At 72.8% G+C, this 24,402-nt stretch carries 19 protein-coding genes; 4 read left to right on the plus strand and 15 right to left on the minus strand.

The genetic code is table 11. The features are described from left to right. Nucleotides 1–13: 13 nt before the first annotated feature. The 3 genes from ACZ6R9_RS31155 (at nucleotide 14) to ACZ6R9_RS31165 (ending at nucleotide 3,266) form a co-directional block, all read left to right on the plus strand. Nucleotides 14–664, plus strand: coding sequence for an amino acid ABC transporter permease (locus tag ACZ6R9_RS31155; protein WP_380486838.1), 651 nt, complete (start codon nucleotides 14–16; stop codon nucleotides 662–664). Further along, entirely contained in the window at nucleotides 661–1,488 is an 828-nt protein-coding gene (locus tag ACZ6R9_RS31160; protein ID WP_380486836.1) for an amino acid ABC transporter permease, read from the plus strand. Before ACZ6R9_RS31155 ends, ACZ6R9_RS31160 begins: the two co-directional genes overlap by 4 nt. Before the next feature lie 107 nt (nucleotides 1,489–1,595). Beyond that, nucleotides 1,596–3,266, plus strand: coding sequence for an FAD-dependent monooxygenase (locus ACZ6R9_RS31165; RefSeq protein ID WP_465541913.1), 1,671 nt, complete (start codon nucleotides 1,596–1,598; stop codon nucleotides 3,264–3,266). 150 nt (nucleotides 3,267–3,416) lie between these two features. Here the strand turns inward: ACZ6R9_RS31165 and rny are convergent, their stop codons facing one another. From rny to ACZ6R9_RS31205, 8 genes are all read right to left on the minus strand, one after another. Next, nucleotides 3,417–4,820, minus strand: coding sequence for a ribonuclease Y (rny, locus tag ACZ6R9_RS31170; RefSeq protein ID WP_465541915.1), 1,404 nt, complete (start codon nucleotides 4,818–4,820; stop codon nucleotides 3,417–3,419). Nucleotides 4,821–5,004: 184 nt separating this feature from the next. After that, entirely contained in the window at nucleotides 5,005–5,421 is a 417-nt protein-coding gene (locus ACZ6R9_RS31175) for a regulatory protein RecX (RefSeq protein WP_465541917.1), read from the minus strand. A 550-nt stretch (nucleotides 5,422–5,971) separates the two neighbouring features. Then, on the minus strand, nucleotides 5,972–7,069 hold the full coding sequence (gene recA / locus ACZ6R9_RS31180) for a recombinase RecA (RefSeq protein WP_380486827.1): 1,098 nt from the start codon (nucleotides 7,067–7,069) through the stop codon (nucleotides 5,972–5,974). Between the two features lie 397 nt (nucleotides 7,070–7,466). Then, nucleotides 7,467–8,714 (minus strand): IS4 family transposase, encoded by a 1,248-nt coding sequence (locus ACZ6R9_RS31185; protein ID WP_465541920.1) that lies wholly within the window; start codon nucleotides 8,712–8,714, stop codon nucleotides 7,467–7,469. A 45-nt stretch (nucleotides 8,715–8,759) separates the two neighbouring features. Further along, a complete protein-coding gene (locus tag ACZ6R9_RS31190; RefSeq protein WP_465541922.1) occupies nucleotides 8,760–8,897 on the minus strand; it encodes a hypothetical protein in 138 nt (45 codons plus the stop codon). 178 nt (nucleotides 8,898–9,075) lie between these two features. Continuing rightward, complete coding sequence (locus ACZ6R9_RS31195) at nucleotides 9,076–10,368, minus strand: AI-2E family transporter (RefSeq protein WP_465541924.1); 1,293 nt, start codon at nucleotides 10,366–10,368, stop codon at nucleotides 9,076–9,078. A 34-nt stretch (nucleotides 10,369–10,402) separates the two neighbouring features. Next, nucleotides 10,403–10,597 carry a DUF3046 domain-containing protein gene (locus ACZ6R9_RS31200; RefSeq protein ID WP_380488788.1) on the minus strand — a complete coding sequence of 65 codons (195 nt, stop codon included), beginning with the start codon at nucleotides 10,595–10,597 and terminating at the stop codon, nucleotides 10,403–10,405. Between the two features lie 25 nt (nucleotides 10,598–10,622). Beyond that, on the minus strand, nucleotides 10,623–12,158 hold the full coding sequence (locus tag ACZ6R9_RS31205; protein ID WP_465541926.1) for a S8 family serine peptidase: 1,536 nt from the start codon (nucleotides 12,156–12,158) through the stop codon (nucleotides 10,623–10,625). Between the two features lie 150 nt (nucleotides 12,159–12,308). Between ACZ6R9_RS31205 and ACZ6R9_RS31210 the strand changes: the two genes are divergently transcribed. Further along, nucleotides 12,309–16,940, plus strand: coding sequence for an ATP-dependent helicase (locus ACZ6R9_RS31210; protein ID WP_465541928.1), 4,632 nt, complete (start codon nucleotides 12,309–12,311; stop codon nucleotides 16,938–16,940). A gap of 79 nt (nucleotides 16,941–17,019) precedes the next feature. Here ACZ6R9_RS31210 and ACZ6R9_RS31215 read toward each other — a convergent pair whose 3' ends face one another. The 7 genes from ACZ6R9_RS31215 to ACZ6R9_RS31245 form a co-directional block, all read right to left on the minus strand. Next, nucleotides 17,020–17,274: a hypothetical protein gene (locus ACZ6R9_RS31215; protein WP_380488791.1), complete on the minus strand. Its 255-nt coding sequence runs from the start codon at nucleotides 17,272–17,274 to the stop codon at nucleotides 17,020–17,022. 52 nt (nucleotides 17,275–17,326) lie between these two features. After that, on the minus strand, nucleotides 17,327–17,695 hold the full coding sequence (locus ACZ6R9_RS31220; protein ID WP_030457965.1) for a helix-turn-helix domain-containing protein: 369 nt from the start codon (nucleotides 17,693–17,695) through the stop codon (nucleotides 17,327–17,329). 311 nt (nucleotides 17,696–18,006) lie between these two features. Continuing rightward, the gene (locus ACZ6R9_RS31225; RefSeq protein ID WP_380488792.1) at nucleotides 18,007–18,492 is read right to left on the minus strand and encodes a CinA family protein; all 486 of its coding nucleotides are present in this window, start codon (nucleotides 18,490–18,492) and stop codon (nucleotides 18,007–18,009) included. After that, nucleotides 18,485–19,117, minus strand: a complete 633-nt coding sequence (gene pgsA, locus ACZ6R9_RS31230; RefSeq protein ID WP_380488793.1) for a CDP-diacylglycerol--glycerol-3-phosphate 3-phosphatidyltransferase — start codon at nucleotides 19,115–19,117, stop codon at nucleotides 18,485–18,487. The genes ACZ6R9_RS31225 and pgsA overlap by 8 nt, the downstream gene beginning before the upstream one ends. Beyond that, nucleotides 19,114–20,568 (minus strand): 30S ribosomal protein S12 methylthiotransferase RimO, encoded by a 1,455-nt coding sequence (gene rimO, locus ACZ6R9_RS31235; protein WP_380488794.1) that lies wholly within the window; start codon nucleotides 20,566–20,568, stop codon nucleotides 19,114–19,116. The genes pgsA and rimO overlap by 4 nt, the downstream gene beginning before the upstream one ends. A 72-nt stretch (nucleotides 20,569–20,640) precedes the next feature. Then, a complete protein-coding gene (locus ACZ6R9_RS31240; RefSeq protein WP_465541932.1) occupies nucleotides 20,641–21,537 on the minus strand; it encodes a helix-turn-helix domain-containing protein in 897 nt (298 codons plus the stop codon). A gap of 132 nt (nucleotides 21,538–21,669) precedes the next feature. Next, complete coding sequence (locus tag ACZ6R9_RS31245; protein ID WP_380488796.1) at nucleotides 21,670–24,354, minus strand: DNA translocase FtsK; 2,685 nt, start codon at nucleotides 24,352–24,354, stop codon at nucleotides 21,670–21,672. Between the last annotated feature and the right edge of the window lie 48 nt (nucleotides 24,355–24,402).

Here is a 24,402-nt window from a genome sequence, read left to right on the forward strand (position 1 = left end):
GAGGGCCGCCGGCATGGGATTGATCTTCGAGAACGGAAACTTCTCGGCATTCGCCGAGGGTTTCCTGCGGACGATCGAACTGAGCGCGCTCAGCGCCCTCTTCGCCCTGCTGCTGGGCGTCGTGCTGGCGGCCTTCCGGGTCTCGCCCGTCCCGGTGCTCCGAATATTCGGCACCGCCTGGGTGACGATCTTCCGCAACACCCCGCTGACCCTGCTGTTCTTCGCGGTGACGTTCGTACTGCCGCAGCTGAACGTGCACTTCGAGAGCTTCACGCTCGCGGTGATCGCGCTCAGCGCCTACACCGGCAGCTTCGTCTGCGAGGTGCTGCGCGCCGGCATCAACACCGTGCCGATCGGCCAGGCCGAGGCGGCCCGCTCGCTCGGCATGGGCTTCGGCCAGACCCTGCGCCTGGTGGTGCTGCCGCAGGCGGCCCGTTCGGTGCTGGCCCCGATGGGCTCGGTGTTCATCGCCCTGCCCCGCAACTCGGCCATCGCGGGCGCCTTCAACGTGCCTGAGCTGTTCAGCTTCCAGAAGGCCCTGTCCGAGGAGGCCTACGACATCTTCGCCATCTTCTTCTGGATCGCGCTCGCCTACCTGGCGATCAGCTTCAGCATCAACGCCGTGTTCTCCACCCTCGAGCGTCGTCTGGCGGTGGCCCGATGAGCACCCGTACCGCCTCCGTCCTGTACGACGTCCCCGGCCCCCGGGCCCGGGCCCGCAACCTGATCCTCGGTCTGCTCGGCCTGGTCGGCATCGCCACCCTGATCTGGTACATCGTCGCCCGCCTCTCCGACGCCGGGCAGTTCGACGCCGCACTCTGGTCGCCGTTCGAGTACACGGCCGTCCAGCAGCGCATCCTCGACGGTGCGCTGTCCACCCTGGAGGCCTTCGGCCTGGCCGCGGTCGGCTCGCTGGTCCTCGGCGCGCTGCTCGCCACCGGCCGGCTCTCCGACCACTTCCCGGTGCGCGTCGCCAGCAATGTGGTGGTCCAGTTCTTCCGGGCCATGCCGCTGGTCATCATGATCTTCGCGCTGTACCGCGCGGCGTTCGGCGCCCAGCCGATGTGGGCGCTGGTGATCGGCCTGACCCTCTACAACGGGGCCGTGCAGGCGGAGATCATCCGCTCCGGCATCAACGCCGTCCCGCGCGGCCAGGCCGAGGCCGCCTACGCCCTGGGCCTGCGCAAGACCCAGGTGATGGGCATCGTGCTGGTGCCGCAGGCCGTCCGCTCGATGCTCCCGGCGATCATCGGTCAGCTGGTGGTCACCCTCAAGGACACCTCGCTCGGCTACATCATCACCTACCCCGAGCTGCTGTGGGAGATGAAGCTCATCGCCTCCAACTCGGACGGCTACCCGTACATCCCGGTGGTCCTGGTCGGCACCCCGATCTACATCGCGCTGTGCCTCGCCCTCACCGCCCTCGCCCGGTGGATCGAGTCCCGCGGCCGCCGCGGCGCGAGCCGCCGCAGCACAACCGCTGCTTGACGGACACCCAGGTGATCTGTTGCATTGCTCTTCGTGACACCACCTGGGACCTCCCACCCGGCATATGACGCAGCGGCGGCCGACGCCGCCCGCCCGAAGGCCCCGACATGGATGCAGTGATCATCGTCGGGGCCGGGCCGGTCGGTCTCGCCCTCGCCCTCGCCCTGGCCCGCAACGAAGTCCCCAGCGTGGTCCTCGACGAGGGCACCGGCGTCTGCCCCGAAAGCCCCCGCACCCTCGTCCTCGGCTCCGACACCGCCGCCTTCCTCTCCCGCATCGGCTACACCCGGGTCGGCGCCGACGCCGCCCGCTGGGACGCCTTCACCGTCTGGCGCCGCCGCGCCGAGGTGCTGCGCCTGCCGCTGGACGACAAGCCGGTCCTGCACCTCGCCCAGCACCGCCTCCAGCGCGGCCTGCGCGACGCCGCCACCGCCACCCCGCTGATCCGCCTCACCCCGCAGCACCGGGTGGTCGAACTCTCCCAGGACCGCGACGGCGTGACGGTCCGCACCACCTCCGCCGACGGCGAGACCCGCTGGCACGGCAGCCACCTGATCGGCTGCGACGGCGCCCGCTCCACCGTCCGCAAGCTCCTCAAGGTCCGCTTCCCCGGCCGGCCCGCCGTCGACCGGCACGCCGTCGCCACCGTCCGCGTCGATCTGCCCTTCCCCGGCGAGGCCCGGCTGCACCGCGAACCGCCGTGGCGCGGCGACCGCGAAGTCTCCGCCCGCCCGCTGCCCGACGGCCTGTGGCGACTCGACTGGCGCCTGCCCCCCGGCCGCCCCCAGCCCACCGAACCCGTTGACCCGCACGCCACTTGGCCCGGCATCGTCACCGGCGACACCCTGCTCACCCGGGTCACCTCCGCGCTCACCGGCTGGTGCGGCGAACTCCCCCCGCACCAACTGCTCGCCGCCGCCGACCACACCTACCAGCAGCGCCTGGCCGGCCGCTTCCGCACCGGCCGCTGCTTCCTGGCCGGGGACGCCGCCCACCTGCACGGCGCACTCGGCATGCAGAACCTCGCCGACGGCCTGCGCGACGCCGACAACCTCGCCTGGCGGCTCGCCCTCGCCTGGCACCTGCCCCCCGGCAGCTCCCCCGCCGACAGCGCCCTGCTCGACGGCTACGAGAGCGAACGCCGCGGCGCGGTCGGCGCCCGCCTGCGCGCCGTCGACCAGACCATGCCGCTGCTGCGCCCGCTGCGCGGCTGGGCCCAGACCCGGCGCGCGCTGATCTCCGGCTCCTTCCGCAAGAACGCTCCGCTGCTCGCCGACGGCCAACTCGGCACCGGCCGCTTCGGCGGCGCCCCCGCCTACCCGGCGACGCCCTCCGGCGTCGCCGTCCGGGTCCCCGAACAACGCGGCACCGGCCGCGGCACCTCACTCACCGAACAGCTCGCCCCCACCGCCCCCGGCGTCCAGGTCCCCGACCTGCCCGTGGTCACCGCCGACGGCACCGCGGACACCCTCCGGGCCCGCCTCGGCACCGCGTTCCTGCTCCTCCTGGTCGCCCCCGGCACCACCGTCTGGTCCGCCGAACACTGGCTCGGCACCGGCCTGCTGCCCCGCCTCACCGAGCTCGCCGACGCCCTCCCCGTCCCCACCGAGGTCCTCGTCACCGACACCTACCCCGGCGCCACCCCCCACACCGTCCTCCTCATCCGCCCCGACGGCCACCTCCTCGGCACCACCCCCGGCCTCCACCCCGAAACTCTCCACACCCTCACCGCCCCCCTCACGGCTGCCCCGGGCCTGGAAAAGGAAGCTTCGCAGTAAGACTGGCGCGGGCGGATGCGAATCCAGGGACGCGAGCGGGTGCGAAGACAGGGGCGCGTGGGGGAGAACTGCGCGAAGGGGAACGCACCCAACCGCAAGATCGCGACGCTGGACAGTGACCTGCACGTGGACGCGCCCTACCGGACTGGCCTACCGCGCAAACTCCGTCGCACGACTCTCCCGCACCACCGTGATCCGAATCTGCCCCGGGTAGGTCAGCTCCTCCCGCACCTGCCGAGCCACGTCCCGCGCGATCTCCTGAGCGCGCACGTCGTCGACCAGCTCCGGCTGCACCATCACCCGGACTTCCCGCCCGGCCTGCATCGCGTACACCTTGGTGACCCCGTCGTGCGCCCGGGCGATCTCCTCCAGCCGCTCCAGCCGCCGGACGTACGCCTCCACGGACTCCTTCCGCGCGCCGGGCCGCCCGGCCGAGCAGGCGTCCGCGGCCTGGGTGAGCACCGCCTCGACGGTTTTCGCCTCGACCTCGCCGTGGTGGGCCGCTATCGCGTGGACGACCTCCGCCGACTCCCCGTGCCGCCGGGCGAATTCCGCGCCGATCAGGGCGTGGCTGCCCGCCACCTCGTGGCTGAGCGCCTTGCCGATGTCGTGCAGCAGCGCAGCACGTCGCACCGGCTCCGGGTCGACGCCCAGCTCGGCGGCCATCATCCCGGCCAGGTGTGCGGACTCCACCAGGTGCCCGAGCACGTTCTGCCCGTAGGAGGTGCGGTACCGCAACGTCCCCAGGGTGCGCACCAGTTCGGGCGCCATCTCGCCGACGGTGCCGATGCCGACGGTGAGCAGCGCGTCCTCCCCGGCCCGGACGCACAGCCGCTCGACCTCGCTGCGGCTGCGCTCGTGCATCTCCTCGATCCGCGCGGGGTGGATCCGCCCGTCGGTGAGCAGCGACTCCAGGGTGAGCCGGGCGCTCTCCCGCCGGACGGGGTCGAAGCAGGAGAGCTGGACCAGCCCGGGAGTGTCGTCAACGATCAGGTTGACGCCGGTGACGGCTTCGAACGCCCGGATGTTGCGGCCTTCCCGGCCGATCACCCGGCCCTTCATGTCCTCGCTGGGCAGCCGGAGCGTGGTGACCACGGTGTCGGCGGTGTGTTCGGCGGCCAGCCGCTGGATGGACGAGGCGATGATCTCGCGGGCCCGGCCCTCGCCCTCGACGACAGCCTGCCGTTCGATCTCCCGGACGGTCAGCGCGGCTTCCCGGCGGGCCTCGGCCTCGGCGGTGCGGACCACTTCGTCGCGGGCCTGGGCTGACGTCAGCCCGGCGGTGCGTTCCAGCAGCAGCCGGCTCTCGGTGTCCCGTTCGGCGAGTTCGCCGCGCACCCGCTCGGATTCGGTGGCGCGGGCGGCGAGTTCGTCCTCGTGCAGGTGCAGGCGGTGGAGTTCGGCGGTCAACCGCTCCTCGCGGCGGTCGAGTTCGGCGCGGCGCTGCCGGAGCATCCGGAAGCCGATGCCCAGCACCAGGCCGAGCGCACCGATCAGTACGCCCGCCACCAGCAGCAGGGAGGAACCCGTTCCGGTGTCCTGAGCGATCCCCATCCGGCCACTCCCCGTCCTGCGCGCGGCCGCTGAGATGACCTCCGCGATCGTCCAGCCACTGAGTGCGAGGCTAGGCCGAGGTTACGAAACGGTCAAGATGCGATCGAGAATTGGCTCCGGTGATCCGATCAGCGTTCATCATGCTCACCCGCCTGCCATACAGCGCCAGTTGGGGCCCGCTCCCCTACCAGTCGTTGCCGTCCTCCGCCGGTTCCGCGTCCAGCGCCTCCCGGACCACGCGGTAGGCCAGGCCCTCCGAGTAGCCTCGCCGGGCCAGCACCCCGACCAGTCGGCGCATCCGCACCTCCCGGTCCAGGCCCGCGGTGGAGCGCAACTTCCGTGCCACCAGCGCCCGGGCGGCCTCCGACTCGTCCTCGGCATCGACCTGCAGCAGTGCCTGTTCCGCGGTCTCCCCGGTGACTCCCTTGGTGCGCAACTCCTGGGCCAGCGCCCGCCGGGACAGACCGCGCACCGCGTGCCGGGACTCCACCCAGGCCTCGGCGAAGGCGGCGTCATTGATCAGCCCGACCTCCTCCAGCCGGGACAGCACCTGCTCGGCGACCTCGTCCGGAATCTCCTTGCGGCGCAGCGCATCGGCCAACTGCTTGCGGGACTTCGCGGCCCCGGTGAGCAGTCGCAGACAGATGTCCCGGGCCCGCTCCGCCGGATCCCCCTGCTCGGCGTAAGCCGGTTCACGCCGCCCAGCGCGCGCGCCCTCCGAACGCTCCGAGCGCGCTGCCCGATCCGAGCGCGCTGCCCGATCCGAACGCTCTGCCCGATCCGAGCGCTCCGAACGCTCGGACTTCGCCCGCCGTTTGGGCCGCGGTCGTTCCTCCCCCGGTGCCGCGACCGGCAGTTCGCCCAGCGCGCTGCGTCGCCGACGCCGCCCCCCGGCCAGCTCGGACGCCCTCATCAGCCCGGGCAGCTCCCCCACCGCGGGCGACTCCCCCGCCAGGCGCAGCTCCCCCATCGCGGGCGACTCCCCCGCCAGGGGCAACTCGCCCGCCGCAGGCGGCTCCTCGGCCACCGCCGCGAACCAGTCGGGCGGGCCGGCGGCCTCGTTCTGTTCTTCCGCCCATACGCCCGCACCGGGCCCGTCCTCGGACGGACCCGGTGCCGGGCGGTCAGTGTGGTGCCGATGCATCAACGGTTCAGCCCTTGGCGGCGGCCGCCGTCTTCTTGGCGGCAGCCTTGGCGGGGGCGGCCGCAGCCGGGATCTCCACCGCGGGAGCGTCACCCTCGCCCTCGGCCGGCTTCGGGCCGATGCCGAGCTTGCCCTTGATCTTGGCCTCGATCTCGTCGGCCAGCTGCGGGTTGTCACGCAGGAAGTTGCGGGCGTTCTCCTTGCCCTGGCCGAGCTGGTCGCCCTCGTAGGTGTACCAGGCGCCGGACTTGCGGATGAAGCCGTGCTCCACACCCATGTCGATCAGGCCGCCCTCGCGGCTGATGCCCACGCCGTAGAGGATGTCGAACTCGGCCTGCTTGAACGGCGCGGCGACCTTGTTCTTGACCACCTTGACGCGGGTGCGGTTGCCGACCGCCTCGGTGCCGTCCTTCAGGGTCTCGATGCGCCGGATGTCGAGGCGGACCGAGGCGTAGAACTTCAGCGCCCGGCCACCGGTGGTGGTCTCGGGGGAGCCGAACATCACACCGATCTTCTCGCGCAGCTGGTTGATGAAGATCGCGGTGGTGTTCGACTGGTTCAGCGCACCGGCGATCTTGCGCAGCGCCTGGCTCATCAGACGGGCCTGGAGGCCGACGTGCGAGTCGCCCATCTCGCCCTCGATCTCGGCGCGCGGCACCAGCGCGGCCACCGAGTCGATGATCACCAGGTCGATCGCGCCGGAGCGGATCAGCATGTCGGTGATCTCCAGCGCCTGCTCACCGGTGTCCGGCTGGCTGACCAGCAGGGCGTCGGTGTCCACGCCGAGCTTCTTGGCGTACTCGGGGTCGAGCGCGTGCTCGGCGTCGACGAAGGCGACGGTGCCGCCGGCCTTCTGGGCGTTGGCGGCCAGGTGCAGGGTCAGGGTGGTCTTGCCGGAGGACTCGGGACCATAGATCTCGATCACTCGGCCGCGCGGGATACCGCCCACGCCCAGCGCCACGTCGAGCGCGGTGGACCCGGTGGAGATCACCTCGACCGGCTCGTTCGCCTTCTCGCCGAGACGCATCACCGAGCCCTTGCCGAACTGCCGTTCGATCTGGGCGAGTGCGGCCTCCAGGGCCTTCTCGCGGTCCGTTCCTGCCATGGCTTCCACCCTTGGGTTCTGTCCGTTGCGCTTCATCGTCATCGACGCTAGCGCGTCCCACCGACAATCGGCCCCGGACGGGCTCAGCCTGTGGAAAACTCTGCGCCGAAGCGTACAAAGAACATACGTTCGAATCCAATCCTAGACCGCCGACCCGCCAAGGCCCCGCCCCGAGCTGCGGGGGCGGGGCCGCGACGGCAGGCGTCTAGCCGCAATACCGGTGATTTAGGTTGATTTTTGGCGCGTCGGGGTGGTCTTGGTCGGTCCGACCAGGACGACGCCGGGCCGGCCCGGTCGTGGCGGGTCGAAGTGCATCAGGCGTTTGAGTGCCCAGTTGGACATCTTGCGTTTGATGACGCGGGGGTTGGTGCGCAATCTCCGTGCGGGCAGCAGCCGTTCACCGATCTCGCGCAGGCTCCGGGTGAGTGCCCGGGCGAGTCGCGAGGGGGGAAAGTGCCGCCTGTCCGGTGACATGGCGGCGGGCGATGCGCAGGGTGCGGACGAAGGAGAGCCGGTCGGGATCGCAGCCGGTGCGGTGGGCGGCCTGGTGCATCAGGTCGCGCAGGGCGTGGTGGACCAGGAGGAATGCGAAGATCTCCTGTTCCACCCCTCGCGGGTGCTGGGAGCGCAGGACGAGGTTCCTGCCGCCCTGGTGGGTCTTGATCTCGTCCAGTGCGGTCTCGATCTCCCACCGCTGGGCGTAGAGCGCCGCGAGTTCCGCGGCCGGGGCGGCTTCGGGGTCCAGGATGCTGGTGACCAGCCGGTAGACGGTGCCGTCCTTGCCGCGTGGGCCCAGGGTGTACTCGATGACGCGGACCCGGATCGGGTCGGCGCGGCGGTTCTTGTCCCGGGCCGCGACGATCTCCGACAGGTAGGAGCCGTCGTCGAGTGAGGTCACGACCGGGAACACGGCGTCGCTCCTGGCCCGCCACAACAGGTCCGCACCGGTGCCGGTGGCGGCCCGCCACAGGTCGAACCCGCGAAAGCCCCGGTCGGCCAGCAGCAGCATCCCCCCGGACAGCGAAGTGAACAACCGCCGGGCCAGCACGGTCTCGTGGACCGCCAGCGGGGCGGCCTCGGCCGCGAACACCGCATGGGTGCCGCACTCGACCAGGGCCGCCACCCGTGCCTGCGGGTAGGCGCTCCTGCCCTGTCCCCGGCAGGTGCCGGGCCGGCCGAAGAACTCCGCGTTCGCCGCCGTGTCCGGCAGGTCGAAGGTGGTGCCGTCCACCGCGACCAGCCGCCAGTCGCGAAACCACGCGCCGACCGTCCCCTTCGTGGCCACCGGGTGGCAGACCCGGTCGAACAGGGCCCGCAGCGGCTCCGGACCCAGCCGCAGCCGGGCCCGACCGATCGCCGCCGTAGTCGGCACCCGCCAAGCCCCTCGCCCGCCCTCCCGCTCCAGGCCCTGGGTCAGCAGCCGCGCGACCTCCTCATAGCCCTGCCCGCAGAACAGGCACATCGCCAGGACGAAGTACACGACCACCCGTGCCGGCAACAGCCGATGACGCCGCTCGACCCGGCCGCACCCAGCAACCACCTCATCAACCAGCTCGGGCGGGAACGCCCGCGTCAGCACTCCCAGCGCGATCCGGTCCGAGAACCGCTCACCCGCCGACGACTTCACCTGTCCAGGCCTTGGCACAACCAGCCCAACGACCAAAGCCACACAAAGTCACCGGTATTGCGTCTAGTCGGTCAGCAGGCGCAGACCGGGGTCCGGCAGCTCGACGCGCTGCTTGTCGAAGAACCGCCACTTGGCGGCGTGGAGACCCGTCCTCGCCTCCACCACGGCCACCCGGGCAGGTACGCCGTCCGTATCAGTCACGGCCAGGCACCGACGATGAACGCCCGGAACTCGTCGTCCGGGCCGGTCTGCTGGTCCCCCATGAGCACCTCCTCACCCATCAAGAGCCCGGCGGCGGGGGAAACCGCTTACTCGCGCCGGAGGAACCACGGCGGGGCGGTGACGGGGCCGGGTGAGGAGGTGCACGGGCGCGCGGCCGTCAGCCCTCGGAGCGCGGCGTCTCCTCCGGCTGCTCCGTGCCGGACACCATCTGCCGCAGTCGCCGCACGGCCTCCCGCCGCCGGCTGCGGCGCTCCTCGCCGCGGTCGATCCGCGGGTCGTCCTCGACCTCGTAGCGGCGCACGTAGGTCCCGACGAAGCCCTGCAGGGTGGCCGCGGCCGGGATGGCGATCAGCGCGCCGACCGCGCCGAGCAGCGCGGCGCCGGCGATCACCGCGCCGAAGGCGACGGCGGGGTGCACATCGACGGTCTTGGCGGTGATCCGCGGGTGCAGCAGGTAGTTCTCGATCTGCTGGTAGACGGTCACGAACACGAGCACCCACAGCGCGTCCACGGGCCGTCCGGTGAACGCGACCAGGACGGGCAGCGCGCCCGCCAGGTAGGTGCCGATGGTGGGGACGAACTGTGACATGACGCCGACCCAGACGCTGAGCGCGGCGGCGTAGGGCAGTCCGAGGATCGTGAAGAACGCCCAGTGCCCGAGGGTGGAGACCAGCGCGAGCACCGCGCGGGAGTACAGGTAGCCGCCGGTCTTGGCGAGCGCGATCTCCCAGGCGCGCAGCACCTCGGCCTGCTTGGTGGGCGGCAGCATCGAGCAGACGGTGCGCCGGACCCGGGGGCCTTCGGCGGTGAAGTAGAAGGTGAACAGGCCGACGGTGAAGGCCTGGAAGAGCCCGCCGACGACGGTGCCGGTGACGCCCCAGACGTTGTCGGCGGCCTGCTGGGCGTACTTCTCGATGGTGCCGGAGTCCTTGAGCACCTGGTGCTGGAGCTGGTCGAGCGACAGCTCGGTGTGGAAGGTGTGGTTGATCCAGTCGATCAGGTCGTGGAGCATCTGCGGCAGCTTCACGGCGACCTGGGTGACTTGGTCGACCATCAGGGTGCCGAGCGCGGTGAGGAAGCCCGCGACGGCGAGGCCGACGCCGATGAACACCAGGAAGGTGCCGAGGCCGCGGCGCACGCCGCGGGCGGCCATCCGGTCCACGGCGGGTTCCATCGCGAGCGACAGGAAGAACGCCACCAGCAGCATCACGAACAGGTTGATCAGCTGGTGGAACGCCCAGTCGGCGAGCTGGAAGAGGCCGACGCAGACCAGCGCGAGCAGCATCGCCCGGGGCAGCCAGCGCGGCATCGAGCGGCTGCTCCAGCCACCGGGGCGCGGCTGCGGGCCACCGGAGTCGGCGGCATCGCCGTCGGCCTGCCGGCCCGCTGAGGTGCTCGCGGGGAGGAGTTCGTCGGAAAGTCGGTCGGGGGTTTCTGCACTGCTGGACACCGGGCAAGTCTCACCCACCGGCCGGCGAATCGGGTCATCGCAGCTGCGACGACACTCCCTGGGTGACGCAGACCACTCGCCACACGTCCTTGGCCTCCCAGCCGGCGTCCAGGGCCTGGCGGACGGTGCGGCCGCCGAGTTCGGCCATCACGTGGTCCTGGGCGAAGGACTCCGCGTACGCCTCGCCGAAGTGCAGGTGCATCCGTCGCCAGAATTCGGTCAGCCTCATGCGCCCAGTATCGGGCACCGTCCGGTCAGTGTGGCAGGGCGAGGATGCCGGCGCCGTAGTAGTCGCGGTCCTCGCAGCCGACCGGCAGGGTCTGCACGCAGTTGCCCTCGGCGGCCCGGGCGAGTGCGGCGGCGATCCGGTCGGGGTCCCAGTCGGGGTGCTGGGCGGCGACCACGGCGACGGCGCCGGTGACGTGGGCGGCGGACATCGAGGTGCCGGCCAGGGCGGCGTACTTGCCGCCGGGCCAGTCGGAGATGACGGCGCCGTCGGTGCCGCTGTCGGGGTCGCCGCCGGGTGCGGTGAGGGAGATCCGGCCGCGGCCGTAGTTGCTGTAGGAGGCGGGCAGGCCGTTGCGGTCGACGGCGCCGACGGTGACCACCCCGGGCAGTTCGCCCGGCAGCCGGATGCATTCGGTGCCGAGTTCGCGGTCCTGCGGGGCGCCGCCGGTGCGGTCGTTGGGGCTGCGGTGGTCGGGCCGGGTGGCGGTGAGGTCCTGGGCGTCGTTGCCGGCCGAGGCGACCACCACGGCGCCCTTGCGCTGGGCGTAGGCCACGGCGCGGCCCACGGCGGCGATCAGCGCTGCCTGGTCGGCGTTCTCGGGGCAGTTGTACTTCCACGGGTCGGCGAAGTAGCTGTCGTTGATGGCGCGGGCGCCGTGGTCGGCGGCCCAGAGCATGCCGCAGACGATGTTCTCCGCGTAGTACTGGCCGAGCGGGCCGAGCAGCCGGACGGCGGCGATCCGCACGCCGGGGGCGACGCCGGTGACGCCGTGGCCGTCGCGGGCGGCGCCGACGATCCCGGCGACGTGGGTGCCGTGGCCGCTCTCGTTGATGGCGGGGTCGGGCCGCCAGGCGCCGCTGCGGGAGTCGGGGCGGCCGTCGGCGCAGGACGCGGAGGCAGCGGGGTCAACGGCCTCGCGCAGGTCGGGGTGGGTGTCGTCGACGCCGGAATCGAGCACCGCGACGGTGACCTTGGCCAGTTGCTGGGCGGTGGGGACGGCGTCGGTGCGGTCGGTGGACCGGTCGGCCGGGCGGTCCAGCGGCGGGTGCAGCAGCGCGGCGTGACCGGCCGGACGTTCGACGGCGCCGATCATGGCGAGGTTCCAGTCGCTGTGCTCGCCGGGGTCGGGGACGGTGGCGGTGCTGTCCTCGTGGGCCGCGACCGCGTCGGCTGTGGCGGCGCCGGGGCCGAAGGCGGCGCCGGCCAGCGGCCGGGGCGGGGAGGGTACGGGCACGGTGCGGGTGGCGCCGACCGCGGCTGTCCCGGGTCGGGCGCGCAGCTTCTCGGCGAACCGGCCGTCGGCGTAGGCGAGCACGGCGCCGATCTGCGGGTAGCTCTGGACGACCTGCCCGCCGGCCGCCCGGACCTGGTCGGCGGCGTGGTCGGCACCCTGGGCGTCGGCGCGCTCGTCCAGCACCAGGTAGCTGAGGTAGCTGCCGTCGGTGCCGGTGACGTAGGGGACGGCTCCGCCGAGCAGCAGTCCGGAGAGCAGGGTCGCGCCGAGCATGCGGGCGCTGCGGCGCCGGGGGGTGGTGTGGGGGGCCTGGCTCACCTGCTCCATCGCACGCTCCGCTCGTCGGCCGGGCCGGACGCCCGAGGGGTCGGGTGTCCGGTTCCTCACGATATGAGCGATTAATACGATTTGCTGATCGGGTTGCGGCAGACGGTGACCGCCCCGTGACCTGTCAGCACGTCGGGGCACCATGGGTGCATGGCCACCTCCGCCCCTGCCCCGTCCGGCACCCCGAACCCGCTGGACGGCTTCGCGCCGGCCACCCGCTCCTGGTTCACCGGTGCGTTCGCCGCCCCCACCGAGGCCCAGTCCCGGGCCTGGTCGGCGATCCGGCTGGAGACGGACGTCCTGGTGGTCGCCCCGACCGGCTCCGGCAAGACCCTGGCGGCCTTCCTGTCCGCCCTGGACCGGCTGTCCTCCACCCCGCCCCCGGCCGACCCCAAGCGCCGCTGCCGGGTGCTCTACATCTCCCCGCTGAAGGCCCTCGCGGTGGACGTCGAACGCAACCTGCGCGCCCCGCTGGCGGGCCTGCGGCAGGCCAGCGTCCGGCTCGGCCTGCCCGAGCCCGAGGTGCAGGTCGGCATCCGCTCCGGCGACACCCCCGCCGCCGACCGCCGCAAGTTCGCCACCCACCCGCCGGACATCCTGATCACCACCCCCGAGTCGCTGTTCCTGCTGCTCACCTCCGCCTCCCGGGAGGCGCTGCGCGGCATCGACACGGTGATCCTGGACGAGGTGCACGCGGTGGCCGGCACCAAGCGCGGCGCGCACCTGGCGCTCAGCCTGGAGCGGCTGGACGAACTGCTGGACCGCCCGGCCCGCCGGATCGGCCTGTCCGCCACCGTCCGCCCGGTCGAGGAGGTCGCCCGCTACCTCAGCCCGCAGCGCGGCGCCGCGATCGTCCAGCCCGGCAGCGACAAGCGCTTCGACCTGTCCGTGGTGGTGCCCGTCCCCGACCTCGCCGACCTGCCCGCCACGCCCGCCGAGGAGAGCGACCCGCAGCGACAGTCCTCGATCTGGCCGCACGTCGAGGAGCGGATCGTCGACCTGGTGCAGGCGCACCGCTCGACCATCGTGTTCGCCAACTCCCGCCGCCTCGCCGAACGCCTGTGCAACCGGCTGAACGAGATCGCCTACGAGCGGGCCACCGGCGGCCCGCTGCCCGAGTCGCACGCCCCCGCCGAGCTGATGGGCGGCTCCGGCGCGGCCGCCGGTGCCCCGCCGCTGCTGGCCCGGGCGCACCACGGCTCGGTGTCCAAGGAGCAGCGCGCCCTGGTCGAGGAGGAGCTGAAGGCCGGTCGGCTGCCCGCCGTGGTCGCCACCTCCAGCCTGGAACTGGGCATCGACATGGGCGCCGTCGACCTGGTGGTGCAGGTCGAGTCACCGCCCTCGGTGGCCTCCGGCCTGCAGCGGGTCGGCCGGGCCGGGCACCAGGTCGGCGCGGTCTCCACCGGCGTGGTCTTCCCCAAGTACCGGGGCGACCTGGTGCAGTCCGCCGTGGTCACCGAGCGGATGCGCTCCGGCGGCATCGAGGCCCTGCGCGTTCCCCGCAACCCGCTGGACGTGCTCGCCCAGCAACTGGTCGCGATGACCGCCCTGGACACCTGGGAGGTGGACGAGCTGCTCGCGCTCTGCCGCCGTGCCGCCCCGTTCGCCACCCTCCCGCAGTCCGCGTTCGACGGCGTCCTCGACATGCTGGCCGGCCGCTACCCGTCCGACGCCTTCGCCGAGCTGCGCCCCCGCCTGGTCTGGGACCGGGTCGCCGGCACCGTCACCGGCCGCCCGGGCGCCCAGCGCCTCGCCGTCACCTCCGGCGGCACCATCCCCGACCGCGGCCTGTTCGGCGTCTTCATCGCCGGCGCCGACCCCAAGAAGGGCGGCGGAAGGGTCGGCGAGCTGGACGAGGAGATGGTGTACGAGTCCCGCGTCGGCGACGTGTTCACCCTCGGCACCACCTCCTGGCGGATCGAGGACATCACCCACGACAAGGTGCTGGTCACCCCCGCCCCCGGCATCCCCGGCCGGCTCCCCTTCTGGAAGGGCGACTCGCTCGGCCGCCCGCTCGAACTCGGCCGCGCCGTCGGCGCGTTCGTCCGCGAGGTCGGCGCGATGGAGCCCGCCGCCGCCACCGCCCGCCTGCGCGAAGCCGGCCTGGACGACTGGGCGTCCGCGAACGTGCTGTCCTACCTCGCCGAACAGCGCGAGGCCTGCGGCCACCTGCCCGACGACCGCACCATCGTGGTCGAACGCTTCCGCGACGAACTCGGCGACTGGCGGATCATCGTCCACTCCCCCTTCGGCGCCCAGGTGCACGCCCCGTGGGCGCTGGCCATCGGCGCCCGGCTGCGCGAGAAGCACGGCCTGGACCCGCAGGTGATGCACGCCGACGACGGCATCGTGCTGCGCCTGCCCGACGCCGACCTGCTGGCCGACTTCCCGTCAGCCACCACCTCATACGGCAGTACGGCGCCACCCGCCGACGAGGCCCCGGTCGGCGCCGACGCCGCTGTCTTCGACTCCGGCGACATCGAACAGCTCGTCACCGACCAGGTCGGCGGCTCCGCCCTGTTCGCCGCCCGCTTCCGCGAATGCGCCGGCCGCGCCCTGCTGCTGCCCCGCCGCAACCCCGGCAAGCGCACCCCGCTCTGGCAGCAACGCCAGCGCGCCTCCCAACTCCTCGAAGTGGCCGCCGAGTACGGCTCCTTCCCGATCGTGCTGGAAGCCGTCCGCGAGTGCCTGCAGGACGTCTTCGACGTCCCCGGCCTGGTCGAGCTGATGCGCGACCTGGAGTCCCGCGCCGTCCGCCTGGTCGAGGTCACCACCCCCGAACCGTCACCGTTCGCCCGCTCCCTGCTGTTCGGCTACGTCGCCCAGTTCCTGTACGAGGGCGACTCCCCGATCGCCGAACGCCGCGCCGCCGCCCTCTCGCTCGACTCCCGGCTGCTGTCCGAACTGCTCGGCCAGGCCGAACTGCGCGAACTGCTCGACCCGAAGGTGCTCGCCGAGTTGGAGGCCGAACTCCAGCGCCGCACCCCGGAGCGCCGGATCAAGGACGCCGAGGGCGTCGCCGACGCCCTGCGCCTGCTCGGCCCGCTCGGCGAGGCCGAACTCACCGAACGCGGCGCCGAACCGCTGTGGGCACTGGAACTCGAAGCCGCCCGCCGGGTCATCCAGGTCCGGATCGGCGGCGAACTGCGCTGGTCCGCCATCGAGGACGCCGGCCGCCTCCGCGACGCCCTCGGCACCCCGCTGCCGGTCGGCGTCCCCGAGGCCTTCACCGAGCCCGTCAAGGACCCCCTCGGCGACCTGCTGGCCCGCTACGCCCGCACCCACGGCCCGTTCACCGCCCACGACGCCGCCGAACGCTTCGGCCTCGGCACCGCCGTCGTCACCGGCACCCTGCACCGCCTCACCGCCGCCGGCCGCCTGGTCCAGGGCGAGTTCCGGCCCGAGGCCACCGGCACCACCCCCGAGTGGTGCGACGCCGACGTCCTGCGCCGCCTGCGCCGCCGCTCGCTCGCCGCCCTGCGCCACGAGGTCGAGGCCGTCCCGCCGAAGGCCCTGGCCGCGTTCCTCCCGCAGTGGCAGCACCTCGCCGGGCACAGACTGCGCGGAGCCGACGGCCTCTACCGCGTCGTCGAACAGCTCCAGGGCACCGCCCTGCCCGCCTCCGCCCTGGAAAAACTCGTCCTGCCCGCCCGCCTCACCGACTACTCCCCCGGCCTGCTGGACGAACTGATGGCCGCCGGCGAGATCGGCTGGTCCGGCGCGGGCGCACTCCCGGGCAAGGACGGCTGGATCAGCCTGCACCTGCCGGAGAACGCCCACCTGCTGCGCCCCGAACCACTGCCGCTCACCCCCGGCCCGGTCCACACGGCGCTGCTCGAAGCACTCACCGGCGGCTACGGCGCGTTCTTCCGCCAGCTCGCCGAGCGCGTCCCCGACACCCCGGACGCCGAGATCGTCGACGCCCTCTGGGATCTGGTCTGGGCCGGCTACGTCACCAACGACACCCTGGCCCCACTGCGCAACCTCCTCGGCTCCGGCCGCACCGCCGGCGCGACCGCCCACCGGGCCCCACGCTCCACCCCGCGCGGCCGCTACGGCGGCGCGGGCCGCGGCCTGGCCCGCACCGGCTCCCGCACCGGCCCGCCCACGGCCGCCGGCCGCTGGTCACTGCTGCCGTCCTTCGGCGGCGACCCGACAGTACGGGCCGCCGCCCAGGCGCAAGCCCTGCTGGACCGCCACGGCATCCTCACCCGCGGCACCGTCGCCGCCGAACGCATCCCCGGCGGCTTCGCCGGCGTCTACCGCGTCCTGGCCGCCTTCGAGGAACGCGGCAAGGCCCGCCGCGGCTACTTCGTGGAAGGCCTCGGCGGCGCCCAGTTCGCCATGGAGGGCGCGGCAGACCGGCTGCGCTCCGTCAACTCCCGCCTGGAGCGCACGAACGGCGACTGGTCCACGCACACGCCCGCGGAGGCCCCGCAGGCGATCGCACTGGCCGCCGCCGACCCCGCCAACGCGTTCGGCGCGGCGCTGCCCTGGCCGGAACCCCCCGCGGACACCACCGGCGCGCACCGCCCGGCCCGCAAGGCCGGCTCGCTGGTCGCGCTGGTGGACGGCGAGCTGGTCCTCTACCTCGAACGCGGCGGCAAGTCCCTGCTCACCTGGTCCACCGACGGCCCCGCACTGACCGCCGCTCTCGCCGCCCTGTCCAAGCCCCTCACCATCGAACGCATCAACGGCCACCCCGCCCTCACCAGCCCCCTGGGCCCCCACCTGGAAACGGCCGGATTCCACCCCACCCCGAAGGGCTACCGGATCAGATAGCAGCGGGAGCACCACCAAGGGCGCGGGGAACTGCGCGACAAGCCATGCACCGGTCCGCAAGGTCGCGAACAGGTGCAAGTCATTCTCCCGCGTCGCGATCTTGCGGTGAGGTGCCTTCCGCTTCGCGCAGTTCCCCGCGCCCCTGGTTGTGCGCTCCCTGGCTTCGCACCGTCTTCGCGTGCACCGGAATGAGCCCCATCCCCCACCACCCGGCCGCGAGCATGCCGAGGGCGGCACCACCGGAAATCGCGGTGCCGCCCTTGAGCAGCAGTATCAGACCCAGGCCCACCAGTGCCGTCGCACCCAGCAACAGCGCACTGCGCAACGTGCGCATCGCGGCCCTCCTTCACCCGGCGCTCCGCGGGAACGGAACGGTCGAGGTCCGGTCAGGCCGCCACCACGTCCATCGCCGCCTTGGGCGAGATGGATCCGGACCGGTCGACGCCGGGGGCCGGCAGCGGAACCGGTTCGAGCACCGGCCTCAGCAGATCACCCTCGGAGAGGGTGGCCATCGCCGCAAGTTCGGCGAGCGACAGTTCGTCGCTGACCTCGCGCATGACCTCCGACATCCGCACGTCGAGCGCGTCGCAGATGGCGGAGAGCAACTCGGAGGACGCCTCCTTCTGACCCCGCTCGACCTCGGAGAGGTACCCGAGCGAAACCCTGGCGGCTGCCGACACCTCGCGGAGTGTGCGGCCCTGGCGCTGGCGCTGCCGACGCAGCACATCGCCCAGCAGGCGACGGAGCAGAATCATCGGTGCCTCCCTCCTCGGACTGCGGATCGAGATGTCACGACCCCACCGTACCGCCTTGTCCGTGTCCCGTGCGGGGACCGGGGTCGTGTTCACTCTGGGCTGCAAGGCGTCCCCTCCCCTGTTCTTCCCCTTGCGGGCCGTCGAACCACCCATGACGGGCAGATGTCCGGCTCCGGACACCCGGTCGAATCCTGATCGACGCGGGGGCGGTCCGACCGGGTTCGGCCCGGCCGGAGCATCCGGTGTAACACGTTCCTCCATCGGCTGCGGCGGGTTCGCGGGTTTCCACCCGGCCCGGCCGTCGGTGATGCTCAGCCGTCGGCGTCCGGCCCGGCCAGCCGGCGCAGCAGCAGGTCGAGCGCGGCGTTCACCGACTGGTGCCGGATTGTGTCACGCCCACCGGACAACCGGAGCGGCAGTGCTTCTGTTCCCCGCACTCCGGCGAGGCCGACGTACACGGTGCCGACGGGCTGCCCGTCCTGCGGGTCGGGCCCGGCGACGCCGGTGGTGGCCAGCGCCCAGTCGGCGCCGAGCAGTTGCCGCGCCCCCTCGGCCATCTGCCGGGCCACCACGGGGTGGACCGGTCCGTGCACGTCCAGCAGGCCCTCGTCGACGCCCAGCACGGAGGCCTTGAGGTCGGTGGCGTACGCGGTGACCGAGCCCCGGAACACCGCGGAGGCGCCGGGGACGTCCACCAGGGTGGCGGCCAGCAGACCGCCGGTGAGCGACTCGGCGACGGCCAGGGTGGCGCCGTCGGCCTTGAGCGCCGCCAGCAGGCGGGCGGCGAGCTCACTCACCGCGGCGCTCCCGGGCGATGCCCTCGCGGCGCAGCCGGACCGCCTGGACCACGTAGTCGAGGCCGGTGCCGACGGTGAGGACGACGGCGATCGCCATCATCACGGCGCGGCCGGTGGCCAGCGGGCCGGTGAGCACCAGGACGTACATGCCGACCGCGATGCCCTGGGTGAGCGTCTTCAGCTTCCCGCCGCGGCTGGCCGGGATGACCGCGTAGCGGATCACCCAGAACCGCATCAGGGTGATGCCGAGTTCGCGGGCCAGGATCACCGCGGTGACCCACCAGGGCAGGTCGCCGAGGATCGACAGGCCGATCAGGCCGGCGCCCATGATCGCCTTGTCGGCGATCGGGTCGGCGATCCGGCCGAAGTCGGTGATCAGGCCCTTGCTGCGGGCCAGCGCGCCGTCGAACACGTCGGTGATCATGGCGACGGCGAATGCCGCCCAGGCGAACGCCCGCCACTTGGGGTCGTGCCCGCCGTCGGCGAACAGCAGCGCCACGAAGACCGGAACCAGCAGCAGCCGGAACATCGTCAGCACGTTGGCGATGTTCCACAGGCCGGGCTCCGGCGGGACGGCGGCCGGGGTCGGCCGGGTCTCGGCCGGGGCCCCCGGCCCCTTGGTCATACGTCGGCTCCGAGCAGCGTGATCGCCTCGGCGACCAGGTCGACGCCCTCGGTGCCGACCACGGTGGCCCGGTAGAACTGGCCGATCTCGGCGTCGTCGGCGCCGAGCAGGGTGGTCAGGCCGTCGGTCTCGGGGGCCTGGTGGGCGGCGCGGCCTTCAACGACGCCGTCCTCGATCGACTCGACCAGCACGGTGACCTCGCTGCCGACGCGCTGTTCGGCGCGCTGCGCGGTGAGTTCCTCGGCGAGCTTGGAGAGCCGGGTGACGCGGTCGTCCACCACGTCCTGGTCGAGCTTGCCGTCGTAGCCGGCGGCCTCGGTGCCGTCCTCGTCGGAGTAGCCGAAGACGCCGATGGCGTCCAGGCCGGCGTGCGTGATGAACCGTTCCAGCTCCGCGAAGTCCTCCTCGGTCTCGCCGGGGAAGCCGACGATGAAGTTGGAGCGGGCGCCGGCCTCGGGGGCCTTGGCGCGGATCGACTCCAGCAGGCCGAGGAACTGCTCGGTGGAGCCGAAGCGGCGCATCCGGCGCAGCACGGCGGGCGCGGAGTGCTGGAAGGACAGGTCGAAGTAGGGCATGACCTTCGTCGTCGCGGTCATCACGTCGATCAGGCCGGGGCGCATCTCGGCGGGCTGCAGGTAGCTGACCCGGACCCGCTCGATGCCCTCGACGGCGGCGATCTCGCCGAGCAGGGTCTCCAGCAGCCGGATGTCGCCGAGGTCCTTGCCGTAGGAGGTGTTGTTCTCGGAGACCAGCACCACCTCGCGCACGCCCTGCCCGGCCAGCCAGACGGCCTCGTTCAGCACGTCGCTGGGGCGGCGGGAGATGAAGGAGCCGCGGAAGGCGGGGATGGCGCAGAACGAGCAGCGGCGGTCGCAGCCGGAGGCCAGCTTGATCGAGGCGACCGGGGCGTCGTCCAGGCGCTTGCGCAGGGTGCGCGGGCCGGAGGCGGGGGCGAGGCCCTCGGGGAGGTCCTCGGGGGTGCCGTGGCCGGGCAGCGCGACCTCGGCGGCGGCGGCCTGGCGTTCGACGGGGGTGAGCGGGAGCAGCTTGCGGCGGTCGCGGGGCGTGTGGGCCTCGACGTGGCCGCCGGAGAGGATGGTGTTCAGGCGGGTGGAGATGTCGGCGTAGTCGTCGAAGCCGAGGACGCCGTCGGCCTCGGGGAGGGCGTCGGCGAGTTCCTTGCCGTAGCGCTCGGCCATGCAGCCGACCGCGACCACGGCCTGGGTACGGCCGTGGCCCTTGAGGTCGTTGGCCTCCAGCAGGGCGTCGACGGAGTCCTTCTTGGCGGCCTCGACGAACCCGCAGGTGTTGACGACGGCGACATCGGCTTCGCTGGCGTCGTCGACCAGCCGCCAGCCGTCGGCCTCCAGTCGCCCGGCGAGTTCCTCGGAGTCGACCTCGTTGCGGGCGCATCCGAGCGTGACCAGGGCGACAGTGCGGGGTTCAGGCATGACGCCAAGATTAACGCGCGCCCCACGGTGGAGTTCCCCCCGGAGGGCGCGCGGTTTGTTCGAACGGCCGGATCAGCCTGCCTGCGGGTCGCCCGGGGTGTAGGTGAGGTGCACCACCTGGCCGTCCTGACCGGCCGGACCGAGGTCCTTGCCGTTGACGAACAGGTGCACGGCCCCGGCGTTGCCGATCACCAGAGTGATCTTCTTCGGGTCGGTGAAGGTCTGGTCCTGGCCGGCTTCCAGGTTGTTGGAGAACAGCGACTTGCCGCTGCCGTCCTTGGCGGTGACCCAGCTCTTGTCCTGCCCGGCGACCAGCTTGACGGTGACCTTGTCGGCGGGCGCGGCGGCGACCGCGCCGGTGCCCTTCTCGGGGGCCGGCGGCTGCGCGGAGGCCTCCGTGGTGGCCGGGGCGGAGACGCCGGAGGGCAGCGGGGCGCTGGCCGCTCCGGGGCCGTCGGAGGAGGACGAGGAGCCGACCAGGTTGTAGCCGATCAGCACGACCACCGCGACGATCGCGAGCACCATGGCGGCCGTCCAGTTCGGGCGGCGGTGGTCGGTGACCTTGATCGGCCCGGTCTCGAACAGCCGGCTCGCGGGCCCTGCGGCGGCCCCGCCGTACTCGGCGTCGTAGCGGGCGACCAGCGCCTCGCCGTCCAGGCCGACCTCGCGGGCCAGCAGCCGCAGGTGGCCACGGGCGTAGAAGGCGCCGCCGCAGCGGTCGAAGTCGTCGGACTCGACCGCGTGCACGATCGGCACCCGGATCCGGGTGCGGGTGCTGACCTGGTCGACCGTCAGGCCGGCGTCGATCCGGGCCCTGGCGAGCAGCCGCCCGATGCTCGGCCCGTCGGCGGCGTGACTCGGCTCCGCGGGGCGCTCCGGGTTGACGGAGGCGAGCGCGGAGGAGCCGAGGGCGGAGCGGCGGGGGAACTTGCCGATGGTCACTGGGCACGCCTTTCGAGCGGAGGCCATCTGCTGAGGACCCAGTCTAGGGGTGCTGACGTAACGTTTCTCAACCGGAGGGGGCCCGAACGTGCCACAGTCCCGCCACTGAAGTTGACGGGTGGTCACCTCGTTCTCCGGCCACCGGAAACCACCCGCCGCTCACCCGCGCAGCGTCACCAGGACACCGTCCAGTTCGTCCGGTTTGACCAGCACGTCGCGGGCCTTGGAGCCCTCGCTGGGGCCGACGATGCCGCGCGACTCCATCAGGTCCATCAGCCGGCCGGCCTTGGCGAAGCCGACCCGCAGTTTGCGCTGGAGCATCGAGGTGGAGCCGAACTGGGTGGTGACGACGAGTTCGACGGCCTGGACCAGCAGGTCGAGGTCGTCGCCGATCTCCTCGTCGATCTCCTTCTTGGGGCCGGTGCCGACCACCACGTCGTCCCGGTAGCGGGCGGCCAGCTGGTCCTTGCAGTGCTGGACGATCCTGGCGATCTCCGCCTCGGTGACGAACGCGCCCTGCATCCGGACCGGCTTGGAGGCGCCCATCGGCAGGAACAGCGCGTCGCCCTTGCCGATCAGTTTCTCCGCGCCGGGCTGGTCGAGGATGACCCGGGAGTCGGCCATCGCCGAGGTGGCGAAGGCCAGCCGGGACGGCACGTTGGCCTTGATCAGACCGGTGACCACGTCCACCGAGGGGCGCTGGGTGGCCAGCACCAGGTGGATGCCGGCGGCGCGGGCGAGCTGGGTGATCCGGACCACCGAGTCCTCGACGTCGCGCGGGGCGACCATCATCAGGTCGGCCAGCTCGTCGACGATCACCAGCAGGTACGGGTAGGGCGTCAGCTCCCGTTCGCTGCCCAGCGGCGGCTGCACGGTGCCGGCCCGGACCGCGGCGTTGAAGTCGTCGACGTGCCGGAAGCCGTAGGCCGCCAGGTCGTCGTAGCGCATGTCCATCTCGCGCACCACCCACTGGAGGGCCTCGGCGGCCTTCTTCGGGTTGGTGATGATCGGCGTGATCAGGTGCGGGATGCCCTCGTAGGCGGTCAGCTCGACCCGCTTGGGGTCGACCAGCACCATCTTGACCTGGTCGGGGGTGGCGCGCACCAGCACCGAGGTGATCAGGCAGTTGATGCAGGACGACTTGCCCGCGCCGGTGGCGCCGGCCACCAGCACGTGCGGCATCTTCGCCAGGTTGGCCATCACGGTGTGGCCCTCGACGTCCTTGCCCATGCCGACCACCATCGGGTGGGTGTCCTCGGCGGCGGTGCGCGAGCGCAGCAGGTCGCCGAGGGTGACCATCTCGCGGTCCCGGTTGGGGATCTCCACACCGACCGCGGACTTGCCGGGGATCGGCGAGATGATCCGCACGTCGGGGGTGGCCACCGCGTAGGCGATGTTCTTCGCCAGCGCGGTGATCCGCTCGACCTTCACGGCGGGGCCGAGCTCGACCTCGTAGCGGGTGACCGTCGGGCCGCGGCTGAAGCCTGTGACCTTGGCGTCCACCTTGAACTCGGCGAACACTCCGGTGAGCTGGTTGACGATATCGTCGTTGACCTGCGAGCGGGCCTTGGCGGGGGCGCCGCGCTCCAGCAGGTCCATCGACGGCAGGGCGTAGGCGGCGTCGCCGGACAGCTGGAGCTGTTCCATCCGGGCCGGGGCCTCGTCGTGGCCGTCGGGGGCCCGGACGGACGGCACCTCGGGGGTCCAGGGCTCCTCCGGAGGGACGGTGTTGTCCTTGACCTGGCCGACCATGCTGCCCAACGCGGGCGAGCCCGGCACGCCGTACAGCAGGGCGCCGTCCAGGTCGGCGGCGACGCCGGCGGCCAGGTCCCGGGTCTGGTACGGGTCCTTCTCGAAGGAGAGCGGCCCGGACGCGGGCGTCTCCTCGGACGTCTCGGCCGGTTTGCGGCGGCGGCGCTTGGGGCGGGCGGCGGCCTCCTCGTCCTCGATGGTGATCGGAAGCGCGTCCGGGTCGGCGTCCTCCGGCGGGGCGGTGGAGTACTCGCGCTCCCCGCTGCCCGGTTCGCCGTCGGCGTCCTCGTACTCGCCGGGCAGCGGCTCGGCCACGCCGAGCCGCACGCCCAGCAGGCGAAGGCGCTGCGGGATGCGGTTGATCGGGGTGGCGGTGACCACCAGCAGGCCGAAGAGGGCGAGGAGCAGCAGCAGCGGGACGGCCAGCGGCGGGCCGGCGGCGGCCATCATCGGGGTGGACCCGGCCCAGCCGATCAGGCCGCCGGCCTGCCGGATCCGGGTGGCGCCGCTGCCCATCGCGGGCGCGCCGCAGCCGATGTGCACCAGGCCGAGCACGGCGATCACCAGCGCGGTCAGGCCGATCACGATCCGGCCGTTGGCCTCGGGCACCTCGGGGTGGCGCATCAGGCGTACCGTGACGGCGCCCAGCAGGAACGGCACCAGCACGTCGAGCCGGCCGAACAGGCCGGAGACCACGGCGGTGGCGGCCTCGCCGAACCAGCCCTGCGGGCTGAACCAGGTGCCGGCCGCGGTCACCAGGGCGAGCGCCAGCAGCAGCAGCGCCACGCCGTCCTTGCGGTGCTCGGGGTGCAGGTTGCGGGCGCCGTGCCCGTAGCTGCGGAACACCGCGCCGATCGCGTGCGCCAGGCCCAGCCAGATCCGGCGGAGGGCCCGGAAGAGTATCGGCTTGGGCGCGGGAGCGGCCGGGGCCGGGGCGGCCGCCTTCTTGGCCGGGGCCTTCTTCGCCGGGGCCTTCTTGGCGGCGGGTTTGGCCGCGGGCTTGGCGGCGGCGGCCTTCTTGGTCGGTGTCTTCTTGGCCGGCCCGGGCTTGCTGGTGCGTGCGGCGGCGCTTCCGGGCGTTCGTGTGGCCATGGAGGGCAGCCTACCGGCGCATCCGGGCCCCGGACATGCGCGGGCGCA

It is taken from the genome of Kitasatospora sp. NPDC048662 (assembly GCF_055587065.1).

Coding starts and splice junctions, on each gene's coding strand:
- ACZ6R9_RS31155 (WP_380486838.1), top strand. CDS start 14: ATGGGATTGATCTTCGAGAACGGAAACTTCTCGGCATTCGCCGAGGGT.
- ACZ6R9_RS31160 (WP_380486836.1), top strand. CDS start 661: ATGAGCACCCGTACCGCCTCCGTCCTGTACGACGTCCCCGGCCCCCGG.
- ACZ6R9_RS31165 (WP_465541913.1), top strand. CDS start 1,596: ATGGATGCAGTGATCATCGTCGGGGCCGGGCCGGTCGGTCTCGCCCTC.
- rny (WP_465541915.1), bottom strand. CDS start 4,820: ATGGGGATCGCTCAGGACACCGGAACGGGTTCCTCCCTGCTGCTGGTG.
- recA (WP_380486827.1), bottom strand. CDS start 7,069: ATGGCAGGAACGGACCGCGAGAAGGCCCTGGAGGCCGCACTCGCCCAG.
- ACZ6R9_RS31200 (WP_380488788.1), bottom strand. CDS start 10,597: ATGAGGCTGACCGAATTCTGGCGACGGATGCACCTGCACTTCGGCGAG.
- ACZ6R9_RS31205 (WP_465541926.1), bottom strand. CDS start 12,158: ATGGAGCAGGTGAGCCAGGCCCCCCACACCACCCCCCGGCGCCGCAGC.
- ACZ6R9_RS31210 (WP_465541928.1), top strand. CDS start 12,309: ATGGCCACCTCCGCCCCTGCCCCGTCCGGCACCCCGAACCCGCTGGAC.
- ACZ6R9_RS31215 (WP_380488791.1), bottom strand. CDS start 17,274: ATGCGCACGTTGCGCAGTGCGCTGTTGCTGGGTGCGACGGCACTGGTG.
- ACZ6R9_RS31220 (WP_030457965.1), bottom strand. CDS start 17,695: ATGATTCTGCTCCGTCGCCTGCTGGGCGATGTGCTGCGTCGGCAGCGC.
- pgsA (WP_380488793.1), bottom strand. CDS start 19,117: ATGACCAAGGGGCCGGGGGCCCCGGCCGAGACCCGGCCGACCCCGGCC.
- rimO (WP_380488794.1), bottom strand. CDS start 20,568: ATGCCTGAACCCCGCACTGTCGCCCTGGTCACGCTCGGATGCGCCCGC.
- ACZ6R9_RS31240 (WP_465541932.1), bottom strand. CDS start 21,537: ATGGCCTCCGCTCGAAAGGCGTGCCCAGTGACCATCGGCAAGTTCCCC.
- ACZ6R9_RS31245 (WP_380488796.1), bottom strand. CDS start 24,354: ATGGCCACACGAACGCCCGGAAGCGCCGCCGCACGCACCAGCAAGCCC.